Source organism: Candidatus Polarisedimenticolaceae bacterium (genome assembly GCA_036376135.1).
Taxonomy (GTDB): domain Bacteria; phylum Acidobacteriota; class Polarisedimenticolia; order Polarisedimenticolales; family DASRJG01; genus DASVAW01.
Window position 1 is genome coordinate 37538 of the sequence record DASVAW010000044.1, and the last position, 25325, is coordinate 62862.

Annotated in this window: 26 protein-coding genes; 13 read left to right on the forward strand and 13 right to left on the reverse strand. The window is 71.5% G+C overall.

What is annotated here, in order from left to right:
* Window positions 1–196: 196 nt before the first annotated feature.
* Genes VF139_03760 through VF139_03770 form a run of 3 tightly spaced genes read left to right on the forward strand, consistent with a single transcriptional unit; the run spans window position 197 to window position 4433 of the window.
* Entirely contained in the window at window positions 197–2218 is a 2022-nt protein-coding gene (locus VF139_03760; GenBank protein ID HEX6850497.1) for a sulfatase-like hydrolase/transferase, read from the forward strand.
* Window positions 2215–2787 (forward strand): hypothetical protein, encoded by a 573-nt coding sequence (locus VF139_03765; GenBank protein HEX6850498.1) that lies wholly within the window; start codon window positions 2215–2217, stop codon window positions 2785–2787. Before VF139_03760 ends, VF139_03765 begins: the two co-directional genes overlap by 4 nt.
* Window positions 2784–4433, forward strand: a complete 1650-nt coding sequence (locus VF139_03770; protein HEX6850499.1) for a VWA domain-containing protein — start codon at window positions 2784–2786, stop codon at window positions 4431–4433. The genes VF139_03765 and VF139_03770 overlap by 4 nt, the downstream gene beginning before the upstream one ends.
* On the opposite strand, the gene VF139_03775 is transcribed toward VF139_03770, so the two are convergent.
* From VF139_03775 to VF139_03785, 3 genes are read right to left on the reverse strand one after another with little or no spacing between them, the layout of a single operon-like run.
* The gene (locus VF139_03775) at window positions 4428–6959 is read right to left on the reverse strand and encodes an FtsX-like permease family protein (protein HEX6850500.1); all 2532 of its coding nucleotides are present in this window, start codon (window positions 6957–6959) and stop codon (window positions 4428–4430) included. The genes VF139_03770 and VF139_03775 overlap by 6 nt on opposite strands.
* Window position 6960: 1 nt before the next feature.
* Window positions 6961–7644, reverse strand: coding sequence for an ABC transporter ATP-binding protein (locus VF139_03780; protein HEX6850501.1), 684 nt, complete (start codon window positions 7642–7644; stop codon window positions 6961–6963).
* Between the two features lie 40 nt (window positions 7645–7684).
* Entirely contained in the window at window positions 7685–8437 is a 753-nt protein-coding gene (locus VF139_03785; protein ID HEX6850502.1) for a DUF4328 domain-containing protein, read from the reverse strand.
* 65 nt (window positions 8438–8502) lie between these two features.
* Here VF139_03785 and VF139_03790 point away from each other — a divergent pair, with 65 nt between their 5' ends.
* The 3 genes from VF139_03790 to VF139_03800 are packed head-to-tail and all read left to right on the forward strand — an operon-like array spanning window position 8503 to window position 11885.
* On the forward strand, window positions 8503–9180 hold the full coding sequence (locus tag VF139_03790) for a succinate dehydrogenase cytochrome b subunit (protein ID HEX6850503.1): 678 nt from the start codon (window positions 8503–8505) through the stop codon (window positions 9178–9180).
* A 12-nt stretch (window positions 9181–9192) separates the two neighbouring features.
* A complete protein-coding gene (locus tag VF139_03795) occupies window positions 9193–11106 on the forward strand; it encodes a fumarate reductase/succinate dehydrogenase flavoprotein subunit (GenBank protein ID HEX6850504.1) in 1914 nt (637 codons plus the stop codon).
* The gene (locus VF139_03800; protein HEX6850505.1) at window positions 11106–11885 is read left to right on the forward strand and encodes a succinate dehydrogenase/fumarate reductase iron-sulfur subunit; all 780 of its coding nucleotides are present in this window, start codon (window positions 11106–11108) and stop codon (window positions 11883–11885) included. Before VF139_03795 ends, VF139_03800 begins: the two co-directional genes overlap by 1 nt.
* Window positions 11886–11892: 7 nt before the next feature.
* Here the strand turns inward: VF139_03800 and VF139_03805 are convergent, their stop codons facing one another.
* On the reverse strand, window positions 11893–13392 hold the full coding sequence (locus tag VF139_03805; GenBank protein ID HEX6850506.1) for a radical SAM protein: 1500 nt from the start codon (window positions 13390–13392) through the stop codon (window positions 11893–11895).
* Between the two features lie 75 nt (window positions 13393–13467).
* On the opposite strand from VF139_03805, the gene VF139_03810 reads away from it, so the two are divergent.
* Window positions 13468–13941, forward strand: a complete 474-nt coding sequence (locus VF139_03810; protein HEX6850507.1) for a GNAT family N-acetyltransferase — start codon at window positions 13468–13470, stop codon at window positions 13939–13941.
* Here VF139_03810 and VF139_03815 read toward each other — a convergent pair whose 3' ends face one another.
* Both VF139_03815 and VF139_03820 read right to left on the reverse strand, forming a co-directional pair.
* On the reverse strand, window positions 13942–14352 hold the full coding sequence (locus tag VF139_03815; protein HEX6850508.1) for a type II toxin-antitoxin system VapC family toxin: 411 nt from the start codon (window positions 14350–14352) through the stop codon (window positions 13942–13944).
* Entirely contained in the window at window positions 14349–14600 is a 252-nt protein-coding gene (locus VF139_03820) for a hypothetical protein (GenBank protein HEX6850509.1), read from the reverse strand. Before VF139_03820 ends, VF139_03815 begins: the two co-directional genes overlap by 4 nt.
* Window positions 14601–14703: 103 nt before the next feature.
* Between VF139_03820 and VF139_03825 the strand changes: the two genes are divergently transcribed.
* Together VF139_03825 and VF139_03830 are read left to right on the forward strand one after the other, a co-directional pair.
* Window positions 14704–15519 carry an AraC family transcriptional regulator gene (locus VF139_03825; GenBank protein HEX6850510.1) on the forward strand — a complete coding sequence of 272 codons (816 nt, stop codon included), beginning with the start codon at window positions 14704–14706 and terminating at the stop codon, window positions 15517–15519.
* A gap of 46 nt (window positions 15520–15565) precedes the next feature.
* A complete protein-coding gene (locus VF139_03830; GenBank protein HEX6850511.1) occupies window positions 15566–16018 on the forward strand; it encodes a nuclear transport factor 2 family protein in 453 nt (150 codons plus the stop codon).
* Here the strand turns inward: VF139_03830 and VF139_03835 are convergent.
* Entirely contained in the window at window positions 16015–16845 is an 831-nt protein-coding gene (locus VF139_03835; GenBank protein HEX6850512.1) for an amidohydrolase family protein, read from the reverse strand. The two genes, VF139_03830 and VF139_03835, sit on opposite strands and share 4 nt — an antisense overlap.
* On the reverse strand, window positions 16842–17702 hold the full coding sequence (locus VF139_03840; GenBank protein ID HEX6850513.1) for a 3-hydroxyacyl-CoA dehydrogenase family protein: 861 nt from the start codon (window positions 17700–17702) through the stop codon (window positions 16842–16844). The genes VF139_03835 and VF139_03840 overlap by 4 nt, the downstream gene beginning before the upstream one ends.
* Window positions 17703–17746: 44 nt before the next feature.
* On the opposite strand from VF139_03840, the gene VF139_03845 reads away from it, so the two are divergent.
* From VF139_03845 to VF139_03855, 3 genes are read left to right on the forward strand one after another with little or no spacing between them, the layout of a single operon-like run.
* Window positions 17747–18049 carry a hypothetical protein gene (locus tag VF139_03845; protein ID HEX6850514.1) on the forward strand — a complete coding sequence of 101 codons (303 nt, stop codon included), beginning with the start codon at window positions 17747–17749 and terminating at the stop codon, window positions 18047–18049.
* The gene (locus VF139_03850) at window positions 18046–19668 is read left to right on the forward strand and encodes a protein kinase (protein ID HEX6850515.1); all 1623 of its coding nucleotides are present in this window, start codon (window positions 18046–18048) and stop codon (window positions 19666–19668) included. The genes VF139_03845 and VF139_03850 overlap by 4 nt, the downstream gene beginning before the upstream one ends.
* Before the next feature lie 53 nt (window positions 19669–19721).
* A complete protein-coding gene (locus VF139_03855) occupies window positions 19722–20603 on the forward strand; it encodes a hypothetical protein (protein HEX6850516.1) in 882 nt (293 codons plus the stop codon).
* Here VF139_03855 and VF139_03860 read toward each other — a convergent pair.
* From VF139_03860 to VF139_03880, 5 genes are read right to left on the reverse strand one after another with little or no spacing between them, the layout of a single operon-like run.
* A complete protein-coding gene (locus VF139_03860; GenBank protein HEX6850517.1) occupies window positions 20595–20807 on the reverse strand; it encodes a hypothetical protein in 213 nt (70 codons plus the stop codon). The genes VF139_03855 and VF139_03860 overlap by 9 nt on opposite strands.
* Before the next feature lie 14 nt (window positions 20808–20821).
* Entirely contained in the window at window positions 20822–21157 is a 336-nt protein-coding gene (locus tag VF139_03865) for a 4Fe-4S dicluster domain-containing protein (protein ID HEX6850518.1), read from the reverse strand.
* A 1-nt stretch (window position 21158) separates the two neighbouring features.
* Window positions 21159–22475, reverse strand: a complete 1317-nt coding sequence (locus tag VF139_03870; protein HEX6850519.1) for an FAD-dependent oxidoreductase — start codon at window positions 22473–22475, stop codon at window positions 21159–21161.
* Window positions 22468–23487 (reverse strand): electron transfer flavoprotein subunit alpha/FixB family protein, encoded by a 1020-nt coding sequence (locus tag VF139_03875; GenBank protein ID HEX6850520.1) that lies wholly within the window; start codon window positions 23485–23487, stop codon window positions 22468–22470. Before VF139_03875 ends, VF139_03870 begins: the two co-directional genes overlap by 8 nt.
* Complete coding sequence (locus tag VF139_03880; GenBank protein HEX6850521.1) at window positions 23484–24290, reverse strand: electron transfer flavoprotein subunit beta/FixA family protein; 807 nt, start codon at window positions 24288–24290, stop codon at window positions 23484–23486. Before VF139_03880 ends, VF139_03875 begins: the two co-directional genes overlap by 4 nt.
* Window positions 24291–24416: 126 nt before the next feature.
* Here VF139_03880 and VF139_03885 point away from each other — a divergent pair.
* Window positions 24417–25325: 3-hydroxyacyl-CoA dehydrogenase family protein (locus tag VF139_03885; protein HEX6850522.1), on the forward strand; the 909-nt coding region annotated here is incomplete at its 3' end.

A 25325-nucleotide genomic window follows, 5' to 3' on the forward strand; every position in this document is an offset into this window, starting at 1 on the left:
GGCGAATGGAGCGCGCGCCGAGTGCGCCGCCTTCCACGCAACGGCTCTGCCACCGAGGGGTCCGCCGGGACGGCGGCGACGGCCTGCTCGCCGCACGCATCGTCCGATTCGCCGATTCGACGTTCCGGCGCGTCCGGTTTCCCGTAGACCTCCAAGAATCCGGGGCGCATGCCGCGCCGCCGGGGGAGGTGTCGCCGTGCGCTTCGCCCTCGTGCTCGCACTGGTCGCGCTGTCCGCCGGGTGCGGCGCCGCGAGCTCGCCTCGCCCGCGCGACGTGGTCGTGATCACCGTCGACACCTGGCGCCACGACGCCGCGGGGTTCGCGGGGAACGCGCGGATCCGAACCCCCGCGATCGACCGCCTCGCCGCCGAGGGGATCGTCTTCTCGAACGCCCGGGCGCACGCGGTGGTCACGCTCCCGTCCCACGCGTCGCTGCTGACCGGACGCCTGCCGTTCGAGCACGGCGCCCGGGACAACGGAGGGTTCGCGCTGAACGAACGGAGCCCCACGCTCGCGAGCTGGCTCCGGGCGCGCGGGTTCCGGACGGCGGCGTTCGTGTCGGCGTTCCCTCTGGATGGGCGGTTCGGGCTCGATGCCGGGTTCGACCTCTACGACGATGCCGTCGGCGCGGCGGGCTCGGGCGCCGCCGATGCCCTCGCGCAGCGCGACGGGGCCGCCACCGTCGCTCTCGCCCTGGCGTGGTGGCGCGCGAACCCGTCGCCGAGATTCCTATGGGTGCACGTCTTCACCCCCCACTTCCCCTACGACGCTCCCGAGCCGTTCGCCTCGCGGTGGCCCGACCAGCCGTACTTCGCGGAGGTCGAGCGGACCGACGCCGAGCTCGCTCCGCTGCTCGAGGCCCTGCGCGCGGAGCCCGGCCCGGGTCCCCTCGTCGTGCTGACCGCCGACCACGGCGAGTCCCTCGGCGAACACGGCGAGGCGACGCACGGCCTGTTCGCCTACGACGCCACGGCGAAGGTGCCGCTGGTCGTCTGGGAGCGCGGCACGCTCGCCCCCGCCGCCGTCGATCGCCCGGTCGGCCACGTCGACGTCGTGCCCACGGTCTGCGCGCGGCTGGGGATCGCCGCACCCGACGGACTTCCCGGCCGCTCGCTTCTCGACGGCGGCGAGGTCGCCGACACGTACGTCGAGGCGATGGCGGCCCACCTGCACCGCGGGGCCGCCCCCCTCGCGGCGGTCGTGCGCGGGCGCTACAAGGCGATCCGGCTCCCCGAGCCCGAGCTGTACGACCTCGAGGCCGACCCCGGAGAGCGCCGCAATCTCGCCCCGGTGGAGACCTCGCGTTACGAGGCCCTGGTCGCCGACCTCCCGAAGGAGGCGTACGGCGGTCTCGCCGCCGCTCCCGTCGACGACGACGCCGCGGCGCGCCTTCGCTCCCTCGGGTATCTCGTCGGAACCTCCGATCGCGCCGGCGTCGAGGACCCCAAGCACCTCGTCGAGGAGGACCGTGCGATCGACGCGGCGCTCGGAGCGTGGCGGCGCGGGGACCGGGACGCGGCCGTCACCGGGCTGCGCCGGCTCCTCGAGCGCCGCCCCCGCTGCGCCCCCGCGCGCTCGCACCTCGCGGGATTCCTCACGGACCTCGGCCGCCTCGACGAGGCCGCCGAGGCGCTCGCGCCGGCCACGGACGAGACGAGCCGGGTGCGGCGCGCGCTTCTGATGCTGCGCCGGGGCGACACCGCCGCGGCATCGGCGCTCCTCGCCCCGTTCGGCGATTCGGCCGACCCGGAGACGCAGAGCGCTCTCGGTCGCGTCGCGGCGGTCCTCGGAAACCGGGTCGAGGCGCGCGGTCGTTTCGAGCGGGCGCTCGCCCTCGATCCGACCTACCCGGAGGGTCTCGCCGATCTCGGCACGTTGCTGCTCGACACGGGGGACGTGGACGGCGCGCGCGCGCGACTCGAGGCGGCCGTGGCGGCCGCACCGTCGCTCGCGGAGGCCTGGAACGGGCTCGGCGTCGTCCGCGCCCGGTCGGCCGACGACGCCGGCGCGATCGATGCGTGGGACCGCGCGGTCGAAGCGGACCCGACCCTCGCCGACGCCTGGTTCAACCTGGCCGCGGCTTCGGCACGGGGACGGGCCTGGGGGCGCGCGGCCGCGGCGCTCGAGCGATACGCCGCGCTCGTCGACGGCGAGGACCGCGCGCGAGCCCTCGAGCTGCTGCGCCGCGTGCGCGCGGGGGAAGGAGGGCGCGGATGACCGCGACGGCGCTTGTCGCGATCGTGCTCGCCGCCTCGATCGGCGACGATTCGACGACCTTCTTCAGCGAAGGGGGCGACGTCCTCCTCGGCGCGGACACCCGCGCGGCCGCGAACACACCCGCGGATGCGGAGCTCGTCCCGCTGCTCGTCGTGGTGCTCCAGCGGGGGAAGGGGTCGCTGACGCTGACGCGGGAGAGCTTCGAGCTCTTCTTCCCCGACGGGACGCGCCTGCCCGCGGCGGGGACGGAGGAGTTCTGGCGCGAGCACCGGAGAGCGCGCGCCGACCGGCGCCTGGGATCGCGATTCCTCGAGGCCGTGTTCGGGCGATGGCCCTCGCCGCCCTGGCGATGGGCGTCGCTCGACTTCTTCCCGCAGCGGAACGGGCCCACACCCCGGGACGGCCTCGACCTCCGGCTGTCGGAAGGAGCGTTCGGCTATCTCTACTTCCGCATTCCGGGCGGCCTCCGGACGCGACGAGGGGCGTCGGCCCAGCTGCTCGTCCGCCCGCGCGGCTCCCCCGCCGCGATGGTCCTCGACCTGCGCCTCCCCGGCCCGGAGGCGCGATGATCGCGCTCGTGCTCGCCGCGGTGGTCGCGCTGCAGGAGAAGGTCGAGGTGACCCTGGTCGAGGTCGTCGTCCGGGCGACCGACCGCGACGGCGCTCCGGTCCGGACCCTGCTCCCGGAGGACCTGCGGGTCACCGAAGGGCGCGAGCCGAGGAACGTCGCCTTCGTCGAGCCGTTCCTCGGGACCGGCCGGAGCGCAGCCCCCCCGACGGCGCTCTACGACGCCGCCGGGAGCGCGGTCGCGCCGACGACGGTCCCGGTCGCAGCACCGCTCCCGGCCCGTCGATTCGTGCTCGCCTTCGACGTCGCGAACAGCCGCGCCCGCGCACGCACGGCCTGGAAGGAAGCGGCCGCCGGCTGGCTGCGCGACGGGGCGCGGCCGGGAGACCGGTTCGCGGTGGTCCTTCTCGGCTCGGGACCGGAGTGGGTCCGGACGTTCACCGCGGACCCTCGGAAGGCGCTCGAGGCCCTCGAAGCGGTCGATCTCGCGGGCCGGGGCGGAGAGCGCGATCGCCGTCGCGAAACGACGGCGCTCTGGAACGAGATCGAGTCGTGCGCCTCCGCCGCCGAGAGCGGGTCGAGGCGGGTCGGCGGCGACGGGAGCGACTGCGCGACCGCGATCCTGGAGCCGGCCGTCGCGCAGTGGAACGCGGAATCGAGAGAGACGCTCGGCGCGCTGCGCTCGCTCGTCGGGCAACTCGCCGCCGTCCCCGAGCGCAAGCAGGTGCTCCTGTTCTCGGACGGCTGGTACGCCGATCCCCCGGCGCAGGCCGCAAGCCTCCATCTCGCGCTGTTCGGCGCGGGATCGCGCACCCCTCTCACCGGGATCGGCCGGGACCTCGGCCCCGACGTCGCCCTCGAGGCGACCGCGCTGCACGAGGCGGCGGCACGCGCGGGGGTCGCGGTCTACTCCTTCGACACGCGATCCCCCGCCGAGCGCGGGCACCACGACGGCGTCGAGGTCGAGCGCGGCACGGCCTCGGGGGCTTTGGGCGCGCACCCCTGGACCGACGCGTACGCGGCGACGAGCGGCGCCCTCGAGGCGCTCGCGAACGAAACCGGCGGCGAGGCGTATTTCGGAGCGAAGGACCTCGCCGGCAAGATCCTCCGCGCGCAGGGCGCCTACGACGCCCTCCACGTGGTCGGTTTCTACCGGCCCCAGGGGGCCGATCCCGGCGCGCGGCTGCGGATCGAGCCGGGACGCCGCGGACTCCGACTCGACCACGCGCGGCGCGCACGCGGCCCGGGCGACGAGCCCCGCTCGGCGGGAATCGACCTGTCGATCCGGGCGCCGGAAACGGGGAGCGCGGAGGACCGGCGCCGTCTCCCGATCACCCTCGACCTCGGGGTGAACGAGCTTCCCCTCCGCAACGTGGACGGGACCTGGGGATGCCGCGTCGGCTACTTCGTCCAGGCCTTCCGGCCCGACGGCACCGTGATCGCGGAGGCGTTCGACGAGGCGACGATCGCCCTCGAGACGCGGCCGGCGCGCGACGAGGCGCGCCGTTTCCGCCGGCTGGTGACCCTCGACCTCCCGCTCGGCCCCGCCCGGATCCGCGTGCGCGCCGCCGACGACCGGAGGCTCGTCCTCGCCGATCGCGCGGTGGACGTCACGTTGACCCGGGACGGCGTGCGAGCCGGCTTATAGGTCGTCGCGGCTCAGCTCCGTCGCCGGGGTCCCGCTCGCGCGGACCGCCGGATAGACGCTCGCCGCGATCGCCGCGAGGAGGATCGTCCCGGTCTGGGCGGCGAGGGCCCCCCACGGCCAGTGCATCGCGATCGTCCACCCGAACCAGGCGCGGTTGATGACGAGCACGAGCACGAGCGCGAGCAGCACCCCGGCGACGCTTCCGACCGCGAGGCCGAGAACCCCCATGCCCAGTCCTTTCCCGAGGAAGACGCGGAAGATCTGCGCGCGCGTCGCGCCCAGGGCGCGATACAAGGCGAGCTCGGAGACCCGCTCGCGCGCGAGGATCAGCAGGGTGAGGGTGATCCCGCAGGCCGCGATCAGGAGACTCATCGCCTGGAGCAGCCGCGTGACCGCGAAGGTCTGGTCGAAGATCCGGTAGACCTCCTCCCGCAGCGTGCGGTTGCTTCGCGCCTGCAGCCCCGCGTCGGGGAACTCCGCGCGGATCCGGTCCACGATCGATTCGGGATCGACGCCCGGCGCGAGGTAGAGGGCGATATTCGACACCGGTCGCGGCCCGAAGATCCCATCGAGGGTCGCGAGGTCGACGAGCGCCCCTCCCGACTCCGAGCTGTAGTCGTAGAAGATCCCGGCGACCTCCAGGGAGACGTCCCCGTCCGGCCCGGTGACCGGGAACCGGTCGCCGACGGCGAGCCCCGCCTTCCGCGCGAACGGCTCCGAGATCAGCGCCGCCCCGTGGTCGATCACCCGGCGCATCGCGACGACGGGATCGCCGGAGAGCAGCTCCACGCGGGCGAGGTCGGGGGCGCGTCCGAGCTCGGCGCCGCCGACGGTGATCCGGCGCTCGCCGCTGCGGACGACGACCTGACGCAGGCGATCGACGGCGACGACTCCCGGCATCGACGCGAGCCCCCGCTCGAGCGCCGGGTCGAGGACCGCCGCGCGCCGGGAGCGCTCCCACGACGCGGTGGTGACGTAGACGTCCGCCGCGAGGGTCTTGCCGATCCACAGCTCGACCGTGCGACGGAAGCTCCCGATCATCAGCGTGATCCCGACGAGCATCGCCACCGCGACCGCCAGCGCCGCCACCGCGAACGCCGTCGAGCCGAGGCGCGCTCCCAGCGCCCGCGCGCCGTACAGGAACGAGAAGCCGCCGGCGCGAAGGCGCGCCGCCGAGCGCGACAGCAGCCACGGGACGACGAGGGGGATCGCGACGACGATCGCGACCGCGAGCACGAAGCCCCCCGGCCGCCACGCGTCTCGCACGACCGCTCCGAACACCCCCGCGCCGGCGAGGACGGCGAGCCCCGCGACGAACAGGCCTTTCGACGCGCCGCCGAGCGACTCGTGCAGGTCGAACGCCGCGAGCAGGCGTCGCGGATCGCGGCGCGCGGTCTCGAGCGCGGGGCCGAGGGCCCCCGCGAGGACGCCCCCCGCCCCCACCGCCGCGGCGAGCGGGACCATCCACCACGGGAAATCGAGGCGCTCGATCTCCTCGAGCATGTACAGGTTCGAGATCGTGCGGCTGACCGTCTCGACGTTCGACTGCGCCGCCGCCCAGCCGAGCGGCACGCCGATCACGGTCCCGAGCGTGCCGAGGACGGCGACCTCCGCGAGGATCAGGCGGAGCACCAGCGCCGGCGACGCCCCCAGCGAGCGAAGCAGGCCGAACTCGGAGCGGCGGCGCACGAGCGCGGCCCGCGTCGAGGCGTGGATCAGGAACCCGCCGACGAACAGGCTGATCAGGGACAGGGCGGTGAGGTTCAGCCGGAACGCGCCGAGAAGCCCCGTGGCCTGGCTTCGCCGTTGCTCGGGGGAGACGACCTCCACTCCGGGGCCCAGCCGCGCTCGAAGTCCTCGCGCCGCCGCGTCGCGCTCTCCCGGGCTCGCCTTCACGTCGATCTGCCCGAGCTCCCCGCGCGCCCCGAAACGGTCCTGCGCCTGCGCGAGGTCCATCACGACGAGCCGGCGGCTCGCCAGCGGCGTGAGCTTCCGGAAGTCGACGAGCGCCCCGACGTGCAGGCGCACGCGCCGCGTGCCGAGGCTCACCTCGAAGGTGCTTCCGGGTTTCCACCCCTTCTCGGCGGCGAGCTCGGGGGTCACCGCGACCCAGCCGGGTTTCACCAGCGCCTCGCCCAGGTCGCCGGGAGGGGCTTCCCCGTCCCACGGGATCCGTGCCGCCGCGAAGAGATCGACGCCGACGACCTGGAGGAACCGCGGCTCGGGCTCCCCGGCGAGCGCGACCTCCACCCGCCAGAGCGGCCACGCCGCCGCGACCCCCGGCGTCGCGAGCACCCGCGGGAGCAGGGTCTCGTCGAGGACGTCGGCGCGCGGGAGCACCGAGAGATCGGCCTCGCCGCTGACCGCCTGCAGGCTCCCCTCGAAGGCGCCGAGGGCCGAGCGGTTGAGGATCTGGATGCCGACGACCGAGGCGACGCCCAGCGCCACCCCCGCGAGGGTCAGGAGGAACAGCACCTTCCCCGCGCGGAAGTGCGCGACGAAGGCGAGGAGGAGCAGCCGGCCCATCTCAGGCGGTCTCGAGAGTCCCGCTGTGCAGGCGCCAGCGCGCCGAGGCGAGCGCGGCGAGCTCGAGGCTGTGGGTCACGTAGAGGAGGGTCGATCCCTCTTCCGCGGCCAGGCGGAGCAGGAGGTCCATGACGACGCGGCTGTTGTCGTCGTCGAGGTTGCCGGTCGGCTCGTCGGCGAGAAGCAGCCGCGGCTTGCGGACGAGGGCCCGACAGATCGCCACGCGCTGCATCTCGCCGCCGCTCAACTTCTGCACCGGGTCTCCCGCCCGGTCGGCGAGCCCGACACGCTCGAGCAGCTCGAGGGCCCGGCGCCTGGGGCCGTCGCCGCGGTCCCCCGCGATCCAGCACGGGAGCATCACGTTGTCGACGACCGAGAGGTGGCCGAGCAGGTGGAAGAACTGGAACACGAACCCGACCGCGTCGCGACGCAGTCGCGTGCGCTGCGCCTCGGAGAGGGACGCGAGGTCGTGCCCTTCCAGCTCGACGCGCCCTTCGGTGGGGCTGTCGATCCCGGCGGCGAGGTGGAGGAAGGTGCTCTTGCCGCTGCCGCTGCGGCCGATCACCGCGATCCTCGATCTCTCGGGGACCTCCGCGGTGGCGTTATGGAGCGCGTGGTGGAGCCGCCCGTCGGCGAGACGGTAGGTCTTCGAGACGCCGGTGAACCGGAGGACCGGGGGTGTCACGCCGGGAGGCTAACAGCGCCCCCCGCACACGGCCACGGCCTCAGCGCGCGTCGACGCCGAGCTTCGCCGCGGCTTTCCGCTGGCGGCCCGTGAGGCCGAGCACCATCGCGATCGCCGCCGTCGTCGCAGCGGTCGTGAGCAGCACCCCGACCAACTGGACCGACCGAAGGAACGCGGCGTCGGCGGCGCCGCCGGAGGTCGCGGGCGCCATGTTCTCGAAGTTCGACACGAGGTTCATCGCGATCCACAGCGCCCACCACACGCCGACGAGCCCCGCGCCGCGCTCGACCGCGAACCCACCGGTGTCCCCGGCGAGCGCGTCCTCGGTGCGGATCCAGGCCTCCCGCGCCGCCTGGTAGGGACGGAAGAGGTTCAGGATCGGGATGAAGAAATAGCCGACCGCCCACCCCGGAGTGAAACGCGGGGTGGCGTGCCCGAGGGCGGGAAGGTTGGCGTAAACGCGGTGGAACCACATGCAGAACGCCACGACGGCACCGATCGAGAGTACGGCGACGATCACGAGCAGGGCGAAGAGGGTCATGGCATGCGCGAGGTCGTTGGGGTTCAGGGCGGTCGGATTCGCGAAGTACACCGCGATCGCGAAGGCCGTGCTGGCCGCAAGCCCGGCGACGGCCCATCGGGCCCGGATGCCGGGATCGCGATACGGCGGCACGGGGACTCCCGCCCGCAAGCCGGGCGTCGTCGTGAGGTCGGCCGCCGGCGGTGCGTAGACGTTGTCGTCGCCGTTCAACGAGGACCCCTCCGAAGGTGCCGCGAGTCTAACGCGGATCACGTCGGCACCCTCCTGTCAGGGTGCTACCATCCCGCTCCTTCGACCGATCCACGCACGGAGAACCGATGGAAAGGTTGCAATCCCTACCCCAAAGCTCGGTCGGGAAGAAGATCCTCATGGCCGCGACGGGGATCGTGCTGGTCGCGTTCGTCGTCGTGCACATGCTGGGGAACCTCAAGGCCTACCTCGGCGCCGAGCACTTCAACGAATACGCGCGCTTCCTCCGGACCGCCGGCGCCCCCGCGATCCCCCAGAACGGGGTGTTGTGGATCGCGCGCGTGGTCCTCCTCGCGTGCGTGGGCGTGCACATCTGGGCGGCGATCGCGCTGACCCGGGCGAGCTGGGCGGCGAGGCCCGGGAAATACGCGAAGGGGAACGACCTCTCCTTCAGCTACGCCTCGCGCACGATGCGCTGGGGGGGCGTTATCCTCACCGCCTTCGTCGTCTTCCACCTGCTCCACCTGACGACCGGGAACGTGCACCCGGACTTCCGCCCCGAGGACCCGTACCACAACTTCGTGGTCGGCTTCTCGAGCGTGCCGGTGGCGCTCGCCTACGTCGTCGCGATGGCGGCGCTGGCCTTCCACCTCTACCACGGCATCTGGAGTGCGACGCAGACGCTGGGGATCGACAACCCGCGCTTCGAGCGGCTCCGGCGCCCCGCGGCGCTCGCGATCGGCCTCGTCGTCTTTCTCGGCAACGTCTCGTTTCCGCTGGCGGTCCTCGCCGGCGTGATCAAGTAAGGAGGGGATGCGATGAACCTCGACGCGAAGATCCCCTCCGGCCCGGTCCAGAACAAGTGGGACAAGCACCGCTTCGAGATGAAGCTGGTGAATCCCGCGAACAAGCGGAAGTACAAGGTCATCGTCGTCGGCACCGGCCTCGCCGGAGCGTCGGCGGCCGCGACCCTCGGCGAGCTCGGCTACAAGGTCGAGGCGTTCACCTACAACGACAGCCCGCGGCGCGCCCACTCGATCTCGGCGCAGGGGGGGATCAACGCCGCCAAGAACTACCAGAACGACGGCGACTCGGTCTGGCGCCTGTTCTACGACACCGTGAAGGGGGGCGACTTCCGCGCCCGCGAGGCGAACGTCTACCGCCTCGCCCAGGTGAGCGGCGCCATCATCGACCAGTGCGTCGCGCAGGGCGTCCCCTTCGCGCGAGAGTACGGCGGCACCCTCGCCAACCGCTCCTTCGGCGGCGCCCAGGTGTCGCGGACCTTCTACGCCCGGGGCCAGACCGGCCAGCAGCTCCTGCTCGGCGCCTACCAGGCACTCTCCCGCCAGATCGCCGCGGGAACCGTCGCCATGCACGTCCGGGAGGAGATGCTCGACCTGATCGTGATCGACGGGAAGGCGCGGGGGATCGTCACCCGCAACCTCGTCACCGGGAAGATCCGGAGCTTCGTGGCCGACGACGTCGTGCTCGCCACCGGCGGGTACAGCAACGTCTTCTTCCTCTCGACCAACGCCAAGGCCTGCAACGTCACCGCAATCTGGCGCGCGTACCGTCGCGGGGCCCTCTTCGCGAACCCCTGCTACACGCAGATCCATCCCACGTGCATCCCGCAGTCGGGGGAATGGCAGTCCAAGCTCACCCTGATGTCGGAGTCGCTGCGCAACGACGGCCGCATCTGGGTCCCGAAGAACCCGGGCGAGACCCGCGCCCCCGGCCAGATCCCCGAGTCCGACCGCGACTACTACCTCGAGCGCCTCTATCCCTCCTTCGGCAACCTCTCCCCCCGCGACATCGCCTCGCGCCGCGCCAAGGAGCAGGTGGACCAGGGGCGCGGCGTCGGTCCGCGCAAGAACGGCGTGTACCTCGACTTCGCCGACGCGATCGCGCGCCTCGGAAAGTCGGTCGTGGCGGAGCGTTACGGCAACCTCTTCGAGATGTACGAGCGGATCAACGGGGAAAACCCCTACGAGACGCCGATGCGCATCTACCCCGCCCCGCACTACACGATGGGCGGGTTGTGGGTCGACTACAACCTCATGTCGACGATCCCGGGGCTCCACGTGATCGGCGAGGCCAACTTCTCCGACCACGGCGCCAACCGCCTCGGCGCGTCGGCGCTGATGCAGGGGCTCGCGGACGGATACTTCGTGCTCCCGTACACGATCGGCGACTACCTCGCGCAGTCGAAGCTCGAGAAGATCGGGACCGACCACCCCGCCTGCAAGGCCGTCGAGACGGAGGCGGCCGAGCGGACCGCGAAGCTCCTGACCGCCAAGGGCAGGCGCACGGTCGACTCGTTCCACCGCGAGCTCGGCCAGATCATGTGGAACAAGTGCGGGATGGGGCGCAATGCGGCCGGCCTGAAGGAGGCGATCGCCGCGATCCCGGCCCTTCGCGAGCAGTACCACGCCGAGGTCAAGGTCGTCGGCGACGGCGAGGACGTGAACCAGTCCCTCGAGAAGGCGGGACGTCTCGCCGACTTTTTCGAGCTGGCCGAGCTCATGTGCCGCGACGCGCTGGTACGCGACGAGTCTTGCGGCGGCCACTTCCGCGAGGAGCACCAGACGCAAGACGGCGAGGCCAGGCGCGACGACGACCGGTTCTGCCACGTCGCCGCGTGGGAGTGGAGGGGCCCGGCCGCCGAGCCCGCGAGGCACGTCGAACCGCTCGAGTTCGAGAACGTGCACCTGACGCAGAGGAGCTACAAGTAATGAACCTCATCCTGAACGTCTGGCGCCAGGCGGGTCCGAAGGCCCCCGGGAAGTTCGAGCGGCTCGAGGCGAAGGACATCTCCGACCACGCGTCGTTCCTCGAGATGCTCGACATCGTCAACGAGCGGCTCGAGGAGAAAGGCGAGCGACCGATCGCCTTCGAGCACGACTGCCGCGAGGGGATCTGCGGCGCCTGCGGGGTCGTGATCAGCGGGACGCCGCACGGGCCGCACAAGGCGACGACGACCTGCCAGCTGCACATGCGCTCGTTCAAGGACGGCGACGAGTTGTGGATCGAGCCGTGGCGCGCGACCGCTTTCCCGGTCCTGAAGGACCTGATCGTGGATCGCTCGGCGTTCGACCGGATCATGCAGGCGGGAGGGTACGTCTCCGTCAACACCGGCAACGCCCCCGACGGGAACGCGATCCCGATCGGCAAGGACGTCGCCGCCAAGGCGATGGACGCGGCCGCGTGCATCGGGTGCGGCGCTTGCGTCGCGGCGTGCCCGAACGCCTCGGCGATGTTGTTCGTCTCGGCGAAGGTCTCCCAGCTGGGCCTGCTCCCGCAGGGTCAGCCCGAGCGTTACGACCGCGTCAACGCGATGGTCGCGCAGATGGACCAGGAGGGGTTCGGCTCGTGCACGAACCACGGCGCCTGCCAGAACGCCTGCCCGAAGGAGATCGGCGTCAACTTCATCGCGATGCTCAACCGCGATCTGCGCAGCTCGATCCTGTGCCCTTCGCCCAAGCCGAAGCCCTCGACGGGCGAAGGCGCGTGAGCGGCGCCTAGACCCCGCCGTAGACGGGCGCCGCGCCGGGTACCTCGACGACCTGGCGCGCGAGTCCGCGGCGGAACCGCAGGTGCCGCCACCGCGCGGCCTCGACGATCGGCCGCCACGCGGCGTGGGTGAAGCGCGCGCGGATCAGCCAGGGCCAGAGGCGGTTCGACTTCTTGTAGAGGTAGCTCATCGCGAGGTACCCGGGGATCTCCCCCGCCCGGCGCGGGCGCCGTTTCCAGATCGAGCGCGCGGAGAACAACCTCCGGTAGCAGCGGTCGTACCCTTCGAGCAGTTCCTCCGGGCTCATGTGCCTGGGCCGGAAGACCACGTGCCCGGTGTCGTAGAGGTCCCAGTCGCGGTGAAGCAGCCGCCCCTCCGCCTCGAGCTGCCGGAAGAACGGCGTCCCGGGATACGGCGTCAGGATGTGGAACGTCGCGCAGGCGAGCCGGTTCTCCTCGACCCACTCGGCGGTACGGTCGAAGACGTCGGGGCGGTCGTGGTCGAACCCGAAGACGAAGCTCGCGTTGACCGCGATCCCGTTCCGGTGGAAGACCTCGACGCGACGGGCGTAGTCCTCGGGACGCGGCGATTTCTTCCGCGCGTCGTCGAGGTTCTCCCCGGTGAGCGTCTCGAGGCCCACGAAGACCGCCGTGCACCCCGCGAGCGCCATCCCGCGGACGAGCGAGGGGTCGTCGGTGACGTCGATCGTGACCGCGGCGCTCCAGATCTTGCCGAGGGGCGCGAGCGCGCGGCAGAGCGACCGGAGGTAATCCGGGCGCGAGCCGAGGTTGTTGTCGGTGAAGACGAAGTAGGGCTCGTCGTTCGCGACGACCTCGGCCGCCACCTGCTCGACGTCGCGCATCTGGTAGGGCATGTGCAGGCCGTCGGTTGCGAGGTAGCAGAACCCGCAGCGGTTGTGGCACCCGCGGGTCGCGTTGACGCTCGAGGTCGTCAGGAAGTCCCGCCTCGGGAGGAGCGATCGTCGCGGCGCGGGCTCGTCGCGGTACGGCGTTCGATAACTCCCCACATAGCGCGGCTGAAGCCGTCCGGCCGCGGCGTCCTCCAGGATCCTCGGCCAGAGTTGCACCCCCTCGCCGATCGCGAGGGCGTCGGCGTGGGGCGCCGCCTCGTCGGGACAGCTCATGACGTGCAGGCCGCCGAAGACGATCTTCGCGCCGCGGTCCCGATACCAGCGCGCCAGGGCATAAGCCCGCTTCGCGAAGGTGAGATGAACGGAGATCCCCACCACGCTCGGGAAGGGATCCGTGGGGGGGAGTCCCTGCAGGAGGTTCTCGTCCCAGTACTCGACCTCCCAGTCGGGAGGCGTGGCCCCGGCGATCGAGGTGAGGGCGAGCGTGGGGGTGAGGACGTGTTTGCCGAAACTGCCGTGCGGGTCCTTCGGGTAGAAGGGATTCAGGAGGAGCGCGCGCCGTGGGGTCGGCGGAGGCGTCTCGAGGGACGGGTCGAGCCGGGGGGCTTCCCGCATCGCACGGGGCAGAGGGCGCATGGGGACCTCCGTTCGCCTGGAAGCATGACCGACGGAGGTGCCGACGACGTGGAGCGTTCGTGCAAAACTCCCGTCATGAACATCCAGTGGGCCCGCGAGCACGACGTTCCCCTGCTCCTCCGCTTCATCCGTGACCTCGCCACCTACGAGAAGCTCGAGCACGAGGTCACGGCGACGGAGGAGGGGCTGCGGCGCACCCTCTTCGGCGAGAAGCGGTACGCCGAGGCCCTGATCGCGCGCCTCGACGGCGAGCCGGTCGGGTTCGCCCTGTTCTTCCACAACTACTCGACCTTCGTGGGGAAGCCCGGGCTCTACCTGGAGGACCTGTTCGTGGAGCCCGACCATCGCGGGAAGGGGGTCGGCAAGGCGCTGCTTCAACGCCTCGCGGCGATCGCGATCGAACGGGACTGCGGGCGAATGGAGTGGGCCGTTCTCGACTGGAATGCGCCGTCCATCGCCTTCTACCGGTCGCTCGGGGCGGTGCCGATGGACGACTGGACGGTTTTCCGGCTGGCGGGGCCTGCGCTTCGGGAGTTGGCCGACCGCTGATCAGTCCTTGGACTCGGGCTCGACGACGATCGACCCCACTCGCCCGATGTTCCGGAAGTGCGCATCACATGTCAGGACCGTCGCGGCGGTCCGGGCCGCCGACGCCGCGATCCAGATGTCGTTGGTGGGAACGGGGCGTCCAGCCCGTCGAAGGCCCACGACGATCTCCGCGAAGATCCGGGCGGTATCGGCGTCGGTCTCCACGACCTCGACAAGGGGATGGGCGAGGAATTCGCGAAGCTCGGCGGCGTTGCGCTCCGCGCGACCCCCGAGGAGGAAGCCGACCCAGAGTTCGCCGAGTACCGTCACCGGAACACCCACCCAGTCTGCGGCATCGACGAGATCCGCAACCCGCGTGTCCCCCGCCTTGAAACGGCTGTAGGCGGAGGTGTCCAGGCAGTAGCGGCTCACCGCCAGAGGTCCTCGTCGATCTGTTCCACGACGGCGACGCTGGCGTCGAAGCGCTTCCGCTCCGCCTCGGTCCAGGTGCCGGCGAGCCGTCCGAGGCCGTTGCTTCGGCTCGCGCCGGGGAGGACCCCCAACCCCTCCCGGAGCACGTCGAGGACGGTCTGGTTCAGCGAAGCGCCCCGGCGCTTCTTCTCTTTCTCCAGGGCCTTGCCGAGGTCGGTCGGGACGTTCCGAATGGTCAGGTGGCGCATGCATTCAACCTCTTGCGTTCGATGAACTATATACGTGAATGCATATCGTCGCGCAAGCGCCGGGGTCGTTCCCCGCCGCGGGAGACGGCGTTACCCTTGGCGCATGCCTCACTCCCTCGACGTCCGCCTGCTCCACCGCGAGCGGTCGTTCGCGATCGTGGACGTCCGTTGCCGTGCCCACGCGCACGTGCGGGGAAACGAGGAGGAAGCGGGAGGGTACGAAGTGATCTTCCCGCGGCGGGGGCAGTTCGTCCGCGAGGTCGAGGGGGAGGCGACGTACGCCGACGCGAACGCCGTCCTCTTCGTGGGCCCCGGCGAGGTGCAACGGATCACGCATCCCACGGAAGGGGGCGACGCCTGTACCGTCCTCGGATTCGACCGCAGGACGATCGAGGATGCCGGCCGGCCGTTCCCTCGTCGGAGCGGCGTGGCAGAGGCCGCGACCCACGCGCTCGCCGAGCGGCTGCGGCGCCACGCCCTCGCCGATGCGCCGGATCCAATGGCCCTTCACGAGGGGGCCCTTCGCCTGCTGGGAGCGCTTCTCGACGTCGACGCTCCGTTCGAAACGGAGCGGACCCTGGCGGTGAAGGTCGTGCTCGCCAGGAACCTCGCGTCGGGGATCTCCCTCGACGCGCTTTCGCGTGAGGTCGCCTGCTCTCCGTTCCATCTCGCGCGCTCCTTCCGGCGCACGACGGGAATCCCGATCCACCGTTACCTCAACCGGCTTCGCCTGCGCGTCGTGCTCGAGCGACTCGGCGACGCGGACGGGTTGACCGCGCTCGCGCACGACGTGGGGTTCTCCTCCCACGCCCACCTGACCGACGCCTTCCGCCGCGAGTTCGGCGTTCCCCCGTCCGCGTGGCGGAAGCCTCCCACCGCGCGCGAGATCCGCGGAATGAGCAAGATCCTGGAAGCGTGAGCGACGCCGCACCTCGTAGCCTCCTGCGCGAAAGGAGGCCTCCCTTGTGCTCCATGAACTTCTGCTCGCCGCGGTCCTGCTCGACGGGACGATCCCGGTGAACCGCCCCGGCCCCGAGGAGGACCGGCAGGCGATCCTCGCCCACATCGACGGCCTGTTCCGGGCCTACTTCCGCGGCGATCGCGAAGCGATCCGCCGCGGCCACACCTCGGACTGGACGGGGTTCCAGATCGGAAGCCGCGAGATCGTGCGAGGGATCGACGCGTACATGAAAAACGCCGAAGCCGTGCTCGCCCGGTTCAGGGGCGTCCGGTACGTCCTGGAGGACGTGCAGATCGATCTCCAGGGAGATCGGGCGATCGTCTTCTACGTCGCGCGGGAGTGGATCCTCGACGAAAACGGGCGCGAGAAGGAGATCCGCCTGCGCTCGATCGACCTCTACCGGCGGGAGACCGACGGGTGGAACCAATACGGTTCGCACATCGGGCTCGTCCCCTAGGGAAGGAGCCGCCGCGAATTCCCGTCCAAGATCGCCCGCTTGACGCCTTCGTCGAGCGGAAGATCGAGGAACGCCTCGACGTTGGCCTTCGGGTCGCGCACCCCGGGCCCCGGCCAATCGGTCCCCCACAACGTCTTGGGGGCAAGATCGGCCAGGCGCGGGATCCACTCCATCAGCCGCCTCGGCGGGATCCCCGAGATCTCGAGCCACACGTTCGCATGGCGACGAGCGAGGAACACCGCCGTCTCGACGTGGAGCGGCCTGCCGACGTGGGCGAGGATCAGCTTCAGGTCGGGGAAGTCGACGGCGACGTCGTCACACGGCATCGGGTCCGCGAAGACGTTGCGCGCGCCGGGGAACACGGAGGTCCCCGTGTGCACCATCACCGGGACGCCGCGCTCCTGCGCGACGGCATACATGTCGCCGAGCCCCGAGTCGTAGTCGTTCACCCGCAGGTGCTGGTGGGGCGGGTGGATCTTGAGAATCCGCGCGCCGAGGTCAAGGACGCGCTCGGTTTCCTCGCGGGCGCTCTTCGAGAAGCGCGGGTGGACCGAACCGAAGGGGATCAGCCGGTCCGGCGCGGCACCGCAGTACCGCGCGCACCAGTCGTTGATCTCCGGCGGGTAGCCCATCACGTCGGGGGCGACGTAGTTCACGATTCCCGCGCGCTCGATCCCCCAGACGTCGAGGGCGCGCAGCAGCGCGGCCGGGGAGTCGGCGAGGACGTGGTGCTCGGTCCCCTCCATGAGCGCGTGGGCGGCCGCCCGCTGCATCGAGGCCGGGTGGACGTGCAGGTGCAGGTCGGTCACCGCGAAGCCGCGGATCATGACGCCTTGTCCCCTTCCCACGTGTAGAACCCTCGGCCCGACTTCTTCCCGAGTTTCCCCTCCGCGACCATGCGTCTCAGGATCTCCGGCGGCCGGAAGGCCTCGGAGGCGAGCTCGCGGTGGAGGTGCTCGGCGATCGCGAGGCGTACGTCCAGGCCGACGAGGTCGGTGAGCTGGAGCGGCCCCATCGGATGGCGATACCCGAGGGTCATCGCCTTGTCGATGTCGGAGGCGTTGGCGACCCCCTGCTCGAGCATCCGCATCGCCTCGAGTCCGAGTAGGACACCCAGCCGGCTCGTCGCGAACCCCGGCATGTCCCGGACGACGATCGGCTCCTTCCCCATCGCCAGTCCGGTCGCGACGGCGAAGGCGACGGTTTCCTCCGAGGTCTCCTTCGCGCGGACGACCTCGAGGAGCGCCATGACGGGAACCGGGTTGAAGAAATGCATGCCGACGACCCGGTCGCGCCGCGAGACCGCCTCCGCGATCGACGCGATCGACAGGGACGACGTGTTCGACGCGAGAACGGCATGCGCGGGGGCCGCCCCGTCGATCGCCTCGAAGATCCGGCGCTTGAGGTCGATCGACTCGGGGACCGCCTCGACGACGAGGTCCGCGTTGCCGACGGCCGTCTCGATCGCCGCGGTGGTGCGGATGCGGTCCCAGATCGTCGGCGGCGCCTCCGCGAGCTTCCCCTTCTCGGCTAGGCGCTCGAGGCTCTTCTTGATCGTGCCGAGGGCTTTCTGCAGGGCCTCCGGGTTCGCGTCGCACAACGCGACCGACCAACCCGCCTGCGCCGCGACCTGGGCGATGCCGTTCCCCATCGTTCCCGAGCCGATGACCGCGATGACCTTCAAGGGAGCCTCCGTCGGAAGAACCCCGAACGGTATCATCGGGATCGATGCCCCGGGACACCCTCCGCTTCGTCGCCCTCACGGCCCAGGGGGTCGGTCTCACGATGCTGCTGCGCGCCGGGCGCGCGTACCTCGCGGGGCGGGAACCCTCCTCGGCCCGCCTGGGCGGGGGGATCGCGTTCGGGGCCTCCCTCGCGGTCGCGGCGACGGGCCTCGACGCCCCCGCGCTGGCCGCCCTCGCGTCGGGAACGACCGCCGGGCTCGGCGCGCTCGCGCGCAAACCTGTCCCCGCGGCCTGGTTCGCGCTCGGGTGGTTCGTCCTCGCCGTCGCCTTCGCGGTGCTGCGGTGAGCGACGCCCCGGCTCCCGGCGACCGTCTCGGACACTTCCGTCTCGTGTCGGAGCTGGGCCGCGGCGGGTTCGGCGTCGTGTTCCTCGCCGACGACGTGGACATCCCCGGACGTCAGGTGGCGGTCAAGACGCTCCGGCCGGGGGTCGTCGACGCCGAAGCGCTCCGGCGCGAGGCGTCCGCGCTCGCGGTCCTGCGTCATCCGAACATCCTGGTGGTGCACGAGGTCGGCGAATCCCCGTTCGGCCTCCACCTCGCCGCGGAATTCGCCCCGGGCGGGACGCTCGCCGCGCGGATCGCCCGCCGCGAGCTCGCGCGGGAGGAGGTGCTGCCGATCGCGCGGGCGTGCGCCGACGCGCTCGCCTCGGCCCATGCGCGCGGGGTCGTCCACCGCGACTTCAAGCCCGGAAACGTGCTGATCGACGAGCACGGGATCCCGAAGGTCGCCGACTTCGGGATCGCGCTTCGCTCGGGACCGGGGACGGCGTCGGGGGGGCCGGACGAGGGAACGATCACGCTGGCGTGGGAGGGGGGCTCGACGATCGTCGGCACGCCGTTCTACCTGGCCCCGGAGGTCCTCGAGGGCTCCGGGGCGTCCCCCGCCTCCGACCAGTTCTCCTTCGGCGTCGCGTTGCACGAGATGCTCGCCGGGCGACGGCCCTTCGACCCCGCGGGGGGGATCCGGGCGACGCTCGCGGACCCTTCGATCGACGCGTCGATCCCCGCGGACCTGCGCCGGATCGTCGCGCGTTGCCTGGCGAAGGACCCTCGGGCGCGTTTCCCCGACCTCCATGCGGTCGTCGAGGCCCTCGACGCCGCGATCCGCCGCCGATCGCGGGAAAGGCGACGTCTGCGGCGCTTGGCGATCGCATTCGCGGCGACGCTTTGCGTGCTCGCCGGCGGGTTCTTCGGGATGCGGGCGTGGCGGACCGCCTCGGCCCGGCACCTCAACGAGACCGGGAGCGCCGCGATGGTGCGCGGCGACCGCGATGCCGCGCGGGAGGCCTTCGTCGCGGCGCACTCCGCCGATCCGCGCTACCTCCCCGCGTGCGCCAACGTCGGGACGTTGGCCTCGCTCGAGGCGTCGCCGACGTGGGCGGTGACGCTCCTGCGGGACTGCGCGGCGACGTTTCCGGAGGCCGACGTGGTGCACTACAACCTCGGCGCGGCCCTGAGGGCGACCGGCGACCTCGCCGGAGCGGAGGCGAGCCTCGCCCGCGCGCTCGACCTCGCGGGGCGCGGCCCGCTGCGCTCGCTCGTCGTCAACGAGATCGCGCGGATCGAAGTGGCGCGCGGGCGGGCGGCGCAGGCCCTCGCGCGCCTCGAGGGAGAGCGGCCGTTCCCGGCGACGGCCGAGGGGACGATCCTCGAGAAGACCGTGGGGCTCGCCGCGCTCGAGTCGGGGGATCCCGCTCGCGCGACGAGGGCGCTGTCGCGGGCGATCGATGCGGGGCTTCCCGAGGCGCAGCGCCCGGAGGCCTGGGTCCTGCTCGGCCGTGCGCACGAGGCGCTCGGCCGGCTCGACGAGGCCAGGGCCGCGTACGCGCAGGCGCTCCTGGCCGGCGCGACCGGGGAAGACGAACGCCGGGCCCGGGAAGGGCTCACCCGAATCGCGCGGTGAGACCAACTTCCAGCGCCCGGCGCGGTAATGTCTCTCGAGCCCGGGAGGTGTCGATGCGCCCGCTCGTCCTCGCCCTGTTCGTCGTCGCGGCCGTCGCCGCCGGGCCCGCCCCCGAGCCGGCGGCGGGGGTGCTCGCCTCGGCGAAGGGGGACGTCCGGGTCGCGGCCCGCCCCGCGGCGATCGGGGATCGGCTCGCCGGCGGCGCCGCGGTCGAGACCGGTCACGGGAGCACGGCGACCCTCTACCTCGCGGGGGGCTCGATCGTCCGTCTCGGAGCGGGGCAGCGCTACGTCGTCCCGGCGCCCGGCTCCCGCGCTCCCGACGGTGCACGGCTCGACCCGGATTCGGCCAAGGTCACCGAATCGGGGCTGTGGGTCCTCAGTCGCCCCGGCGGAAGCGTGCTCCTCGCGGCGATGCGGGGCGACGAGGCGGTGCCCGATCCGCGACGCGCGCGGCCCCTCTCCCCCCGCTACGAAGTCGTGAGCGGCACGCCGGCCTTCGTCGCGATCGGGGGGCCGCGACCGGTGCACGTCGTGGTCGCGGAAGGGAAGAAGACGGTCTGGCGATCCGCTCCCGTCGACGGTGAAGGGCCCTGGAGCGCGCCGGACCTCCCGTCGCTCGCGCCCGGGCCTCTGTTCAGCTGGCGACTGGAGTCGCCGGAGGGGGAAGGGATCACTCCCTGGTCGCCGTTCCGCACCGCGCCAGCGTCGACGTTCGAAGCGGGACTCTCCGGGCTCGAGCCGGTCGAGGCGGACGTCCTCCGGCTCGGCTACTACCTGGAGTCGCAGGCCTGGTCACCGCTGCTCGCCGCTTCCGCCCGCGTCCTCGCCGCGCACCCCGAGGCCGAGATCGCGCGACGGGCGTGGGAGCGCGCGAAGGAGGGGCTGCAACTCGACGAGGACGGCGCGACGGCGCTCACGCGCCTCTTACGCTGACGCGTCGTCGTCGGGCCCCTCGCCGTCGTAGAGCGGCCCCATCTCGAGGCCGAGGATCTCCTCGCGGAACTCGACGACCGTACGGCGCAGCGCGTCGAGCTTTCCCGGGTCGAGCAGCTTGCGGACCGTCGAGCCGTGGAGGTCGATCGCGTTGAGAAGGGCGACCGCCGCGCGGTCGAGCTCGTGGATGGCGTTCTCGGGCATGGGCGTCCTCCCTTCTAACCGAACTTGTAGGCGACGCCGTACCCGCCGCGGGGCAGGTCCCAGCGGATGTTCCCGAACGGGCAGCCGATCCGGCAGCTGCCGCACTCGACGCAGGCCTGGTAGCCGACCATCACCTTCCCCTCGCGGTCGAGGGTGTAGACGGAAACCGGGCAGAAGGTCAGGCACGGCTGCTTCGCGCACTTCTCGCACACGCCGTGGTCGCGGATCGAGATGTGCGCGGAATCCTCGTCCACGTAGAACTTCACCGTGCTGAGCAGATCGTCGACGTTCACGCGGGGCAACGTCGCGCGGACCTCGTCGGAGAGGGTGACCTCGGGTTTCCTGCGCATGTCAGCCTCGCATCCCGGAGCGCAGCCCCATGAGGTCCTTCGCGACGCCGAAGATCGAGCGGCGCTTCCAGAGCAGGTCGAAGATCTGCTTTTCCATGTCGCGTTTCGGGATGCCGTGCGAGTTGAAGTACTTCAGCGCGGCCTCGTTGAGATAGTTCACGTAGGTGCCCATGAAGTGCGGGCTCTGGTCGAGGAAATCGGTCATGCGCCGGTACTGGCGGAGGTCCTTCAGGACGAAGCTGTCCTCGAGCTTCTTGCGGTACGACCTCAGGAACGCCCCCGAGAAATCCCCCTGGCGGTGCGCCTCGATGGCCGTTTCCCCCGCGAGTCGACCGGCGGTCATCGCGAGGTTGGTCCCCTCGCGGTGCATCGCGTCCACCATCCCGGCCGCGTCTCCCGCGACGAGCACGCCGTCCGCGGCGAGGGCGGGCATGCGGTCGTAACCGAACTCGGGGATCAGGTGGGCGCCGTATTCGAGGGTCTCGCCCCCCGCGACGTAGGGTTGGATCACGGGGTGCTTCTTGAAGCGGGCGAGCACCTCGTAGGGCTTCACGCGGTGCTTGACGAATTCCCCGAGGAGCATGCCGACGCCGATCGAGATCGCCTGCTGGTCGGTGTAGAGGAACGCGGTCCCGGGGAGGCCCAGGGTCGCGTCGCCGAAGATGTCGATCGCGACGCCTTCCTTGGGCCCGCCGAGGTTGAAGCGGCTCTCGAGCTCCTTGCGCGGGAGCGCGATCAGCTCTTTCACCGCGAGCGCCACGAAACGCGGCGGGAGGTCGCTCTTGGCGAGCCCGAGATCCTGGGTGACGAGGTTGTTCACCCCTTCGGAGACGATGACGACGGGGGCGTGGACCTCCCCGTCGGGACGGTCGGTCCGCACGCCGATCACCCGCCCGTTCCCGTCGCGAACGCACTCGGTGACCGTCGTCTTGGTGATGAGCAACACCCCGAGCTCGGCGGCCTGCTGCGCGAACCACGCGTCGAAGTTCGCGCGCAGCGCCGTGTACGCCGACGCGGGCTCCTGCTGGTAATGCTGGCTCTTGTGCATGAGCCGCACGACGCTGTCGGGGGAAAGGAGCCAGTACCCCTGCTCGGTGACCGGGCGCTCGAACGGGGGCTTGCGCTCCCAGAAGTCGGGCAACACGTCCGCGAGCGCGTGCGTGTAGAGCACCCCGCCGAAGAAGTTCTTGGCCCCCGCGAAGTGGCCGCGCTCGATCAGGATCGTGCGCAGCCCCGCGCGCGCCAGGGTGATCGCGGCCGAGGTCCCCGCCGGCCCCGCGCCCACGACGATCGCGTCGAACCTCGGGATCTCAGACAATCGCACCTCCCGCCGCGCGGACCTGGCGGATCAGCTCGGGGACGACCTGGTGGAGGTCGCCGACGATCCCCACGTCGGCGAGCTGGAAGATCGGGGCGTTCGGGTCGTTGTTGATCGCGACGATGAAGTCGGATCCGGCGACCCCGACGCGATGCTGCAGCGCGCCGGAGATCCCGGCTGCGATGTAGAGCTTCGGGCGCACGGTTTTCCCCGTCTGGCCGATCTGCCGGCCGTACGGGATCCAGCCCGCGTCCACGACCGGCCGCGTCGCGCCGACGACCCCGCCGAGAAGCCCCGCGAGCTCCTCGAGCATCGCGAATCCCTCGGGGCCGCCGATCCCGCGCCCGCCGCCCACGATCACGTCGGCGTATTCGAGGTTCACCTGGTCCTTCGTGTCGGAGGCGATCGTGCGGACGATCTTGAGCGCGACCTCGTCCTCGGTCATCCCGAGCGGCTCGCGGACGATCTCCCCGTCGATCGCGGGGCCCGGCGCCGGCATCGGCAGCACCCGGGGGCGCACCGTCGCCATCTGCGGGCGATGGGTCTTGCAGAGGATCGTCGCCATCAGGTTCCCGCCGAAGGTCGGGCGGGTCGCCGCGAGGATCTTCTTTTCCGGATCGATGGCGAGCTCGGTGCAGTCGGCGGTGAGCCCCGTCCTCACGTGCGTGGCGATCGCGCTGGCGAGGACGCGTCCCATCGTCGTCGCCCCGACGAGGAAGATCTCGGGATGGTGCTTTTTGACGACGTTCGCGACGCCGAAGGCGTAGGGGGTGTTGCGGTAGAGCTCGAGGACCGGGTCGTCGATGAGGTAGACGCGCGACGCGCCGTAACGGAACGCCTCGCGCGCGACCGCCTCGACGCCGTGGCCGGTGACGACCCCTTCCACCACGCTCCCCGGCAGCTGAGCGGCGAGACGGTGGGCGGCGGCCAGGAGCTCCCACGACACCGGGTGCGGGCGCCCCTCCTCCTGCTCGACGTAGACCCAGATGCGCTTGGCGACCGCTTCGCTCATCGCGCCGCTCCGATCCGCTCCAGGACGGCGGCGACCGCCGCCTCGAGCCCCTTCTCGCTCACGGCGAGGACCTCTCCCGCCTTCTTCGGCGGCGGGGTGTAGGCGCGTCCGACGATCGTCGGCGAGCCCTTGATCCCGATCTGCGCGACGTCGAACGGCACCGGCGCCGCGGCGCTCCAGACCTCCGGGGCGTAACGGGCGGCGCGGATCACGTTGGGAAGGGGGGCCCGCGCGATCGGGGCGATCTCCTTCTCGACGGTGAGGAGCGCGGGGAGCGTCGTCTTCACGACCTCGATCCCCCACTCCGTGCGGCGGTGCAGGACCGCGGTGCGCGAGACGGGGTCGAACGACTCGACCTCGACGGCATAACTCACCAGCGGCACCGACAGGCGCGTGGCGACGCCGGGCCCGACCTGGGCGGTGTCGCCGTCGATCGCCTGCTTTCCGAACAGCATCAGGTCGACCGGCTCCTCCTTCGCGATCGCCTCGATCGCCGTCGCCAGGACGTACGAGGTCGCCAGGGTGTCCGCCGCCGAGAACTTCCGGTCGGAGATCAGGATCGCGCGGTCGGCCCCCTGCTCGACGCATTCGACGAGCGCCTCGGCGGCCTTGGGCGGGCCCATCGTGATCACCGTGACCTTTCCCCCGAAGCGCTCCTTGAGGCGTACGGCGACCTCGAGGGCGTGCGCGTCGTAGGGGTTGACGATCGCCGGCACCCCCTCGCGAATCAGCGTTCCGGTCTCGGGGTTGATCCGGACGTTGGTGGTGTCCGGAACCTGCTTGATCGAGACGACGGCGTGCATGCCGCGCACCCCCTTTCGGGCTCCGACGACAGAATAGGAGGGGCGGCGGGATCAACGACTTGGCATTGGTCACGGGACCGGATCGGCCTGCTAAACTCCCCCGTTCCCACGAGACCAGGAGCTGCGATGAGCCAGACCCGACCGATCCGCACGCTCGCCGTCATCGGCGCCGGCAACATGGGAAGCGGCATCGCCCAGAAGATGGCGACCGAAGGCTTCCCGGTGATCCTCCTCGACCTCGACGACGCCAAGGTCGCGCGGGGCCTCGACATCATCGCGACGACCCTCGCGCAGGGGGTCGAGCGGAAGATCTTCCGGCCGGAGCAGGCCGAGGCGATCCGCGCGAGGATCCGCGGCACGGCCGACTGGAGCGCCGTCGCCGAGGCCGATCTCGTCGTCGAGGCGGTCTTCGAGGACCTGACGGTGAAGCGGGAGGTCTTCGAGCGCCTCGAGCGGCACGCGCGCCCCGAGGCGATCCTCGGGACGAACACGTCGTCGTTCGCGGTGACCGACCTCGCGAAGGGGATGAAGCACCCCGAACGGATCCTGGGCCTTCACTACTTCTACCATCCCGCCAAGAACCGGCTGGTCGAGGTGATCCCCGGGGAGGCGACCTCCCCCGAGGCCGTCCGCCGCGCGTGGGCGCTGCAGGAGCAGATCGGGAAGACCCCGATCCGCTCCGCCGACGCCTCCGGGTTCATCGTGAACCGCTATTTCGTCCCCTGGCTCAACGAGGCGGTGCGCCTTCTCGAGGAGGGCGTCGCCGACATCCCGACGATCGAGGCCGCCTGCAAGAAGGCGTTCGGCGTGGGGATGGGACCGTTCGAGCTGATGAACGTCACCGGGGTCCCGATCGCCAAACACGCGGCGAACACCCTGGGGCAGGCCTTCGGTCCGATGTACGCCCCCGCGAAGGCGCTCGTCGCGCAGGTCGATTCGGGGAAGCACTGGAACCTCGACGGCACCCCGGACGCGTCGAAGTTCGAAGCCGTCAACCGGCGGATGCTCGCCGTCGTCTTCCTCGTCGCGACCCAG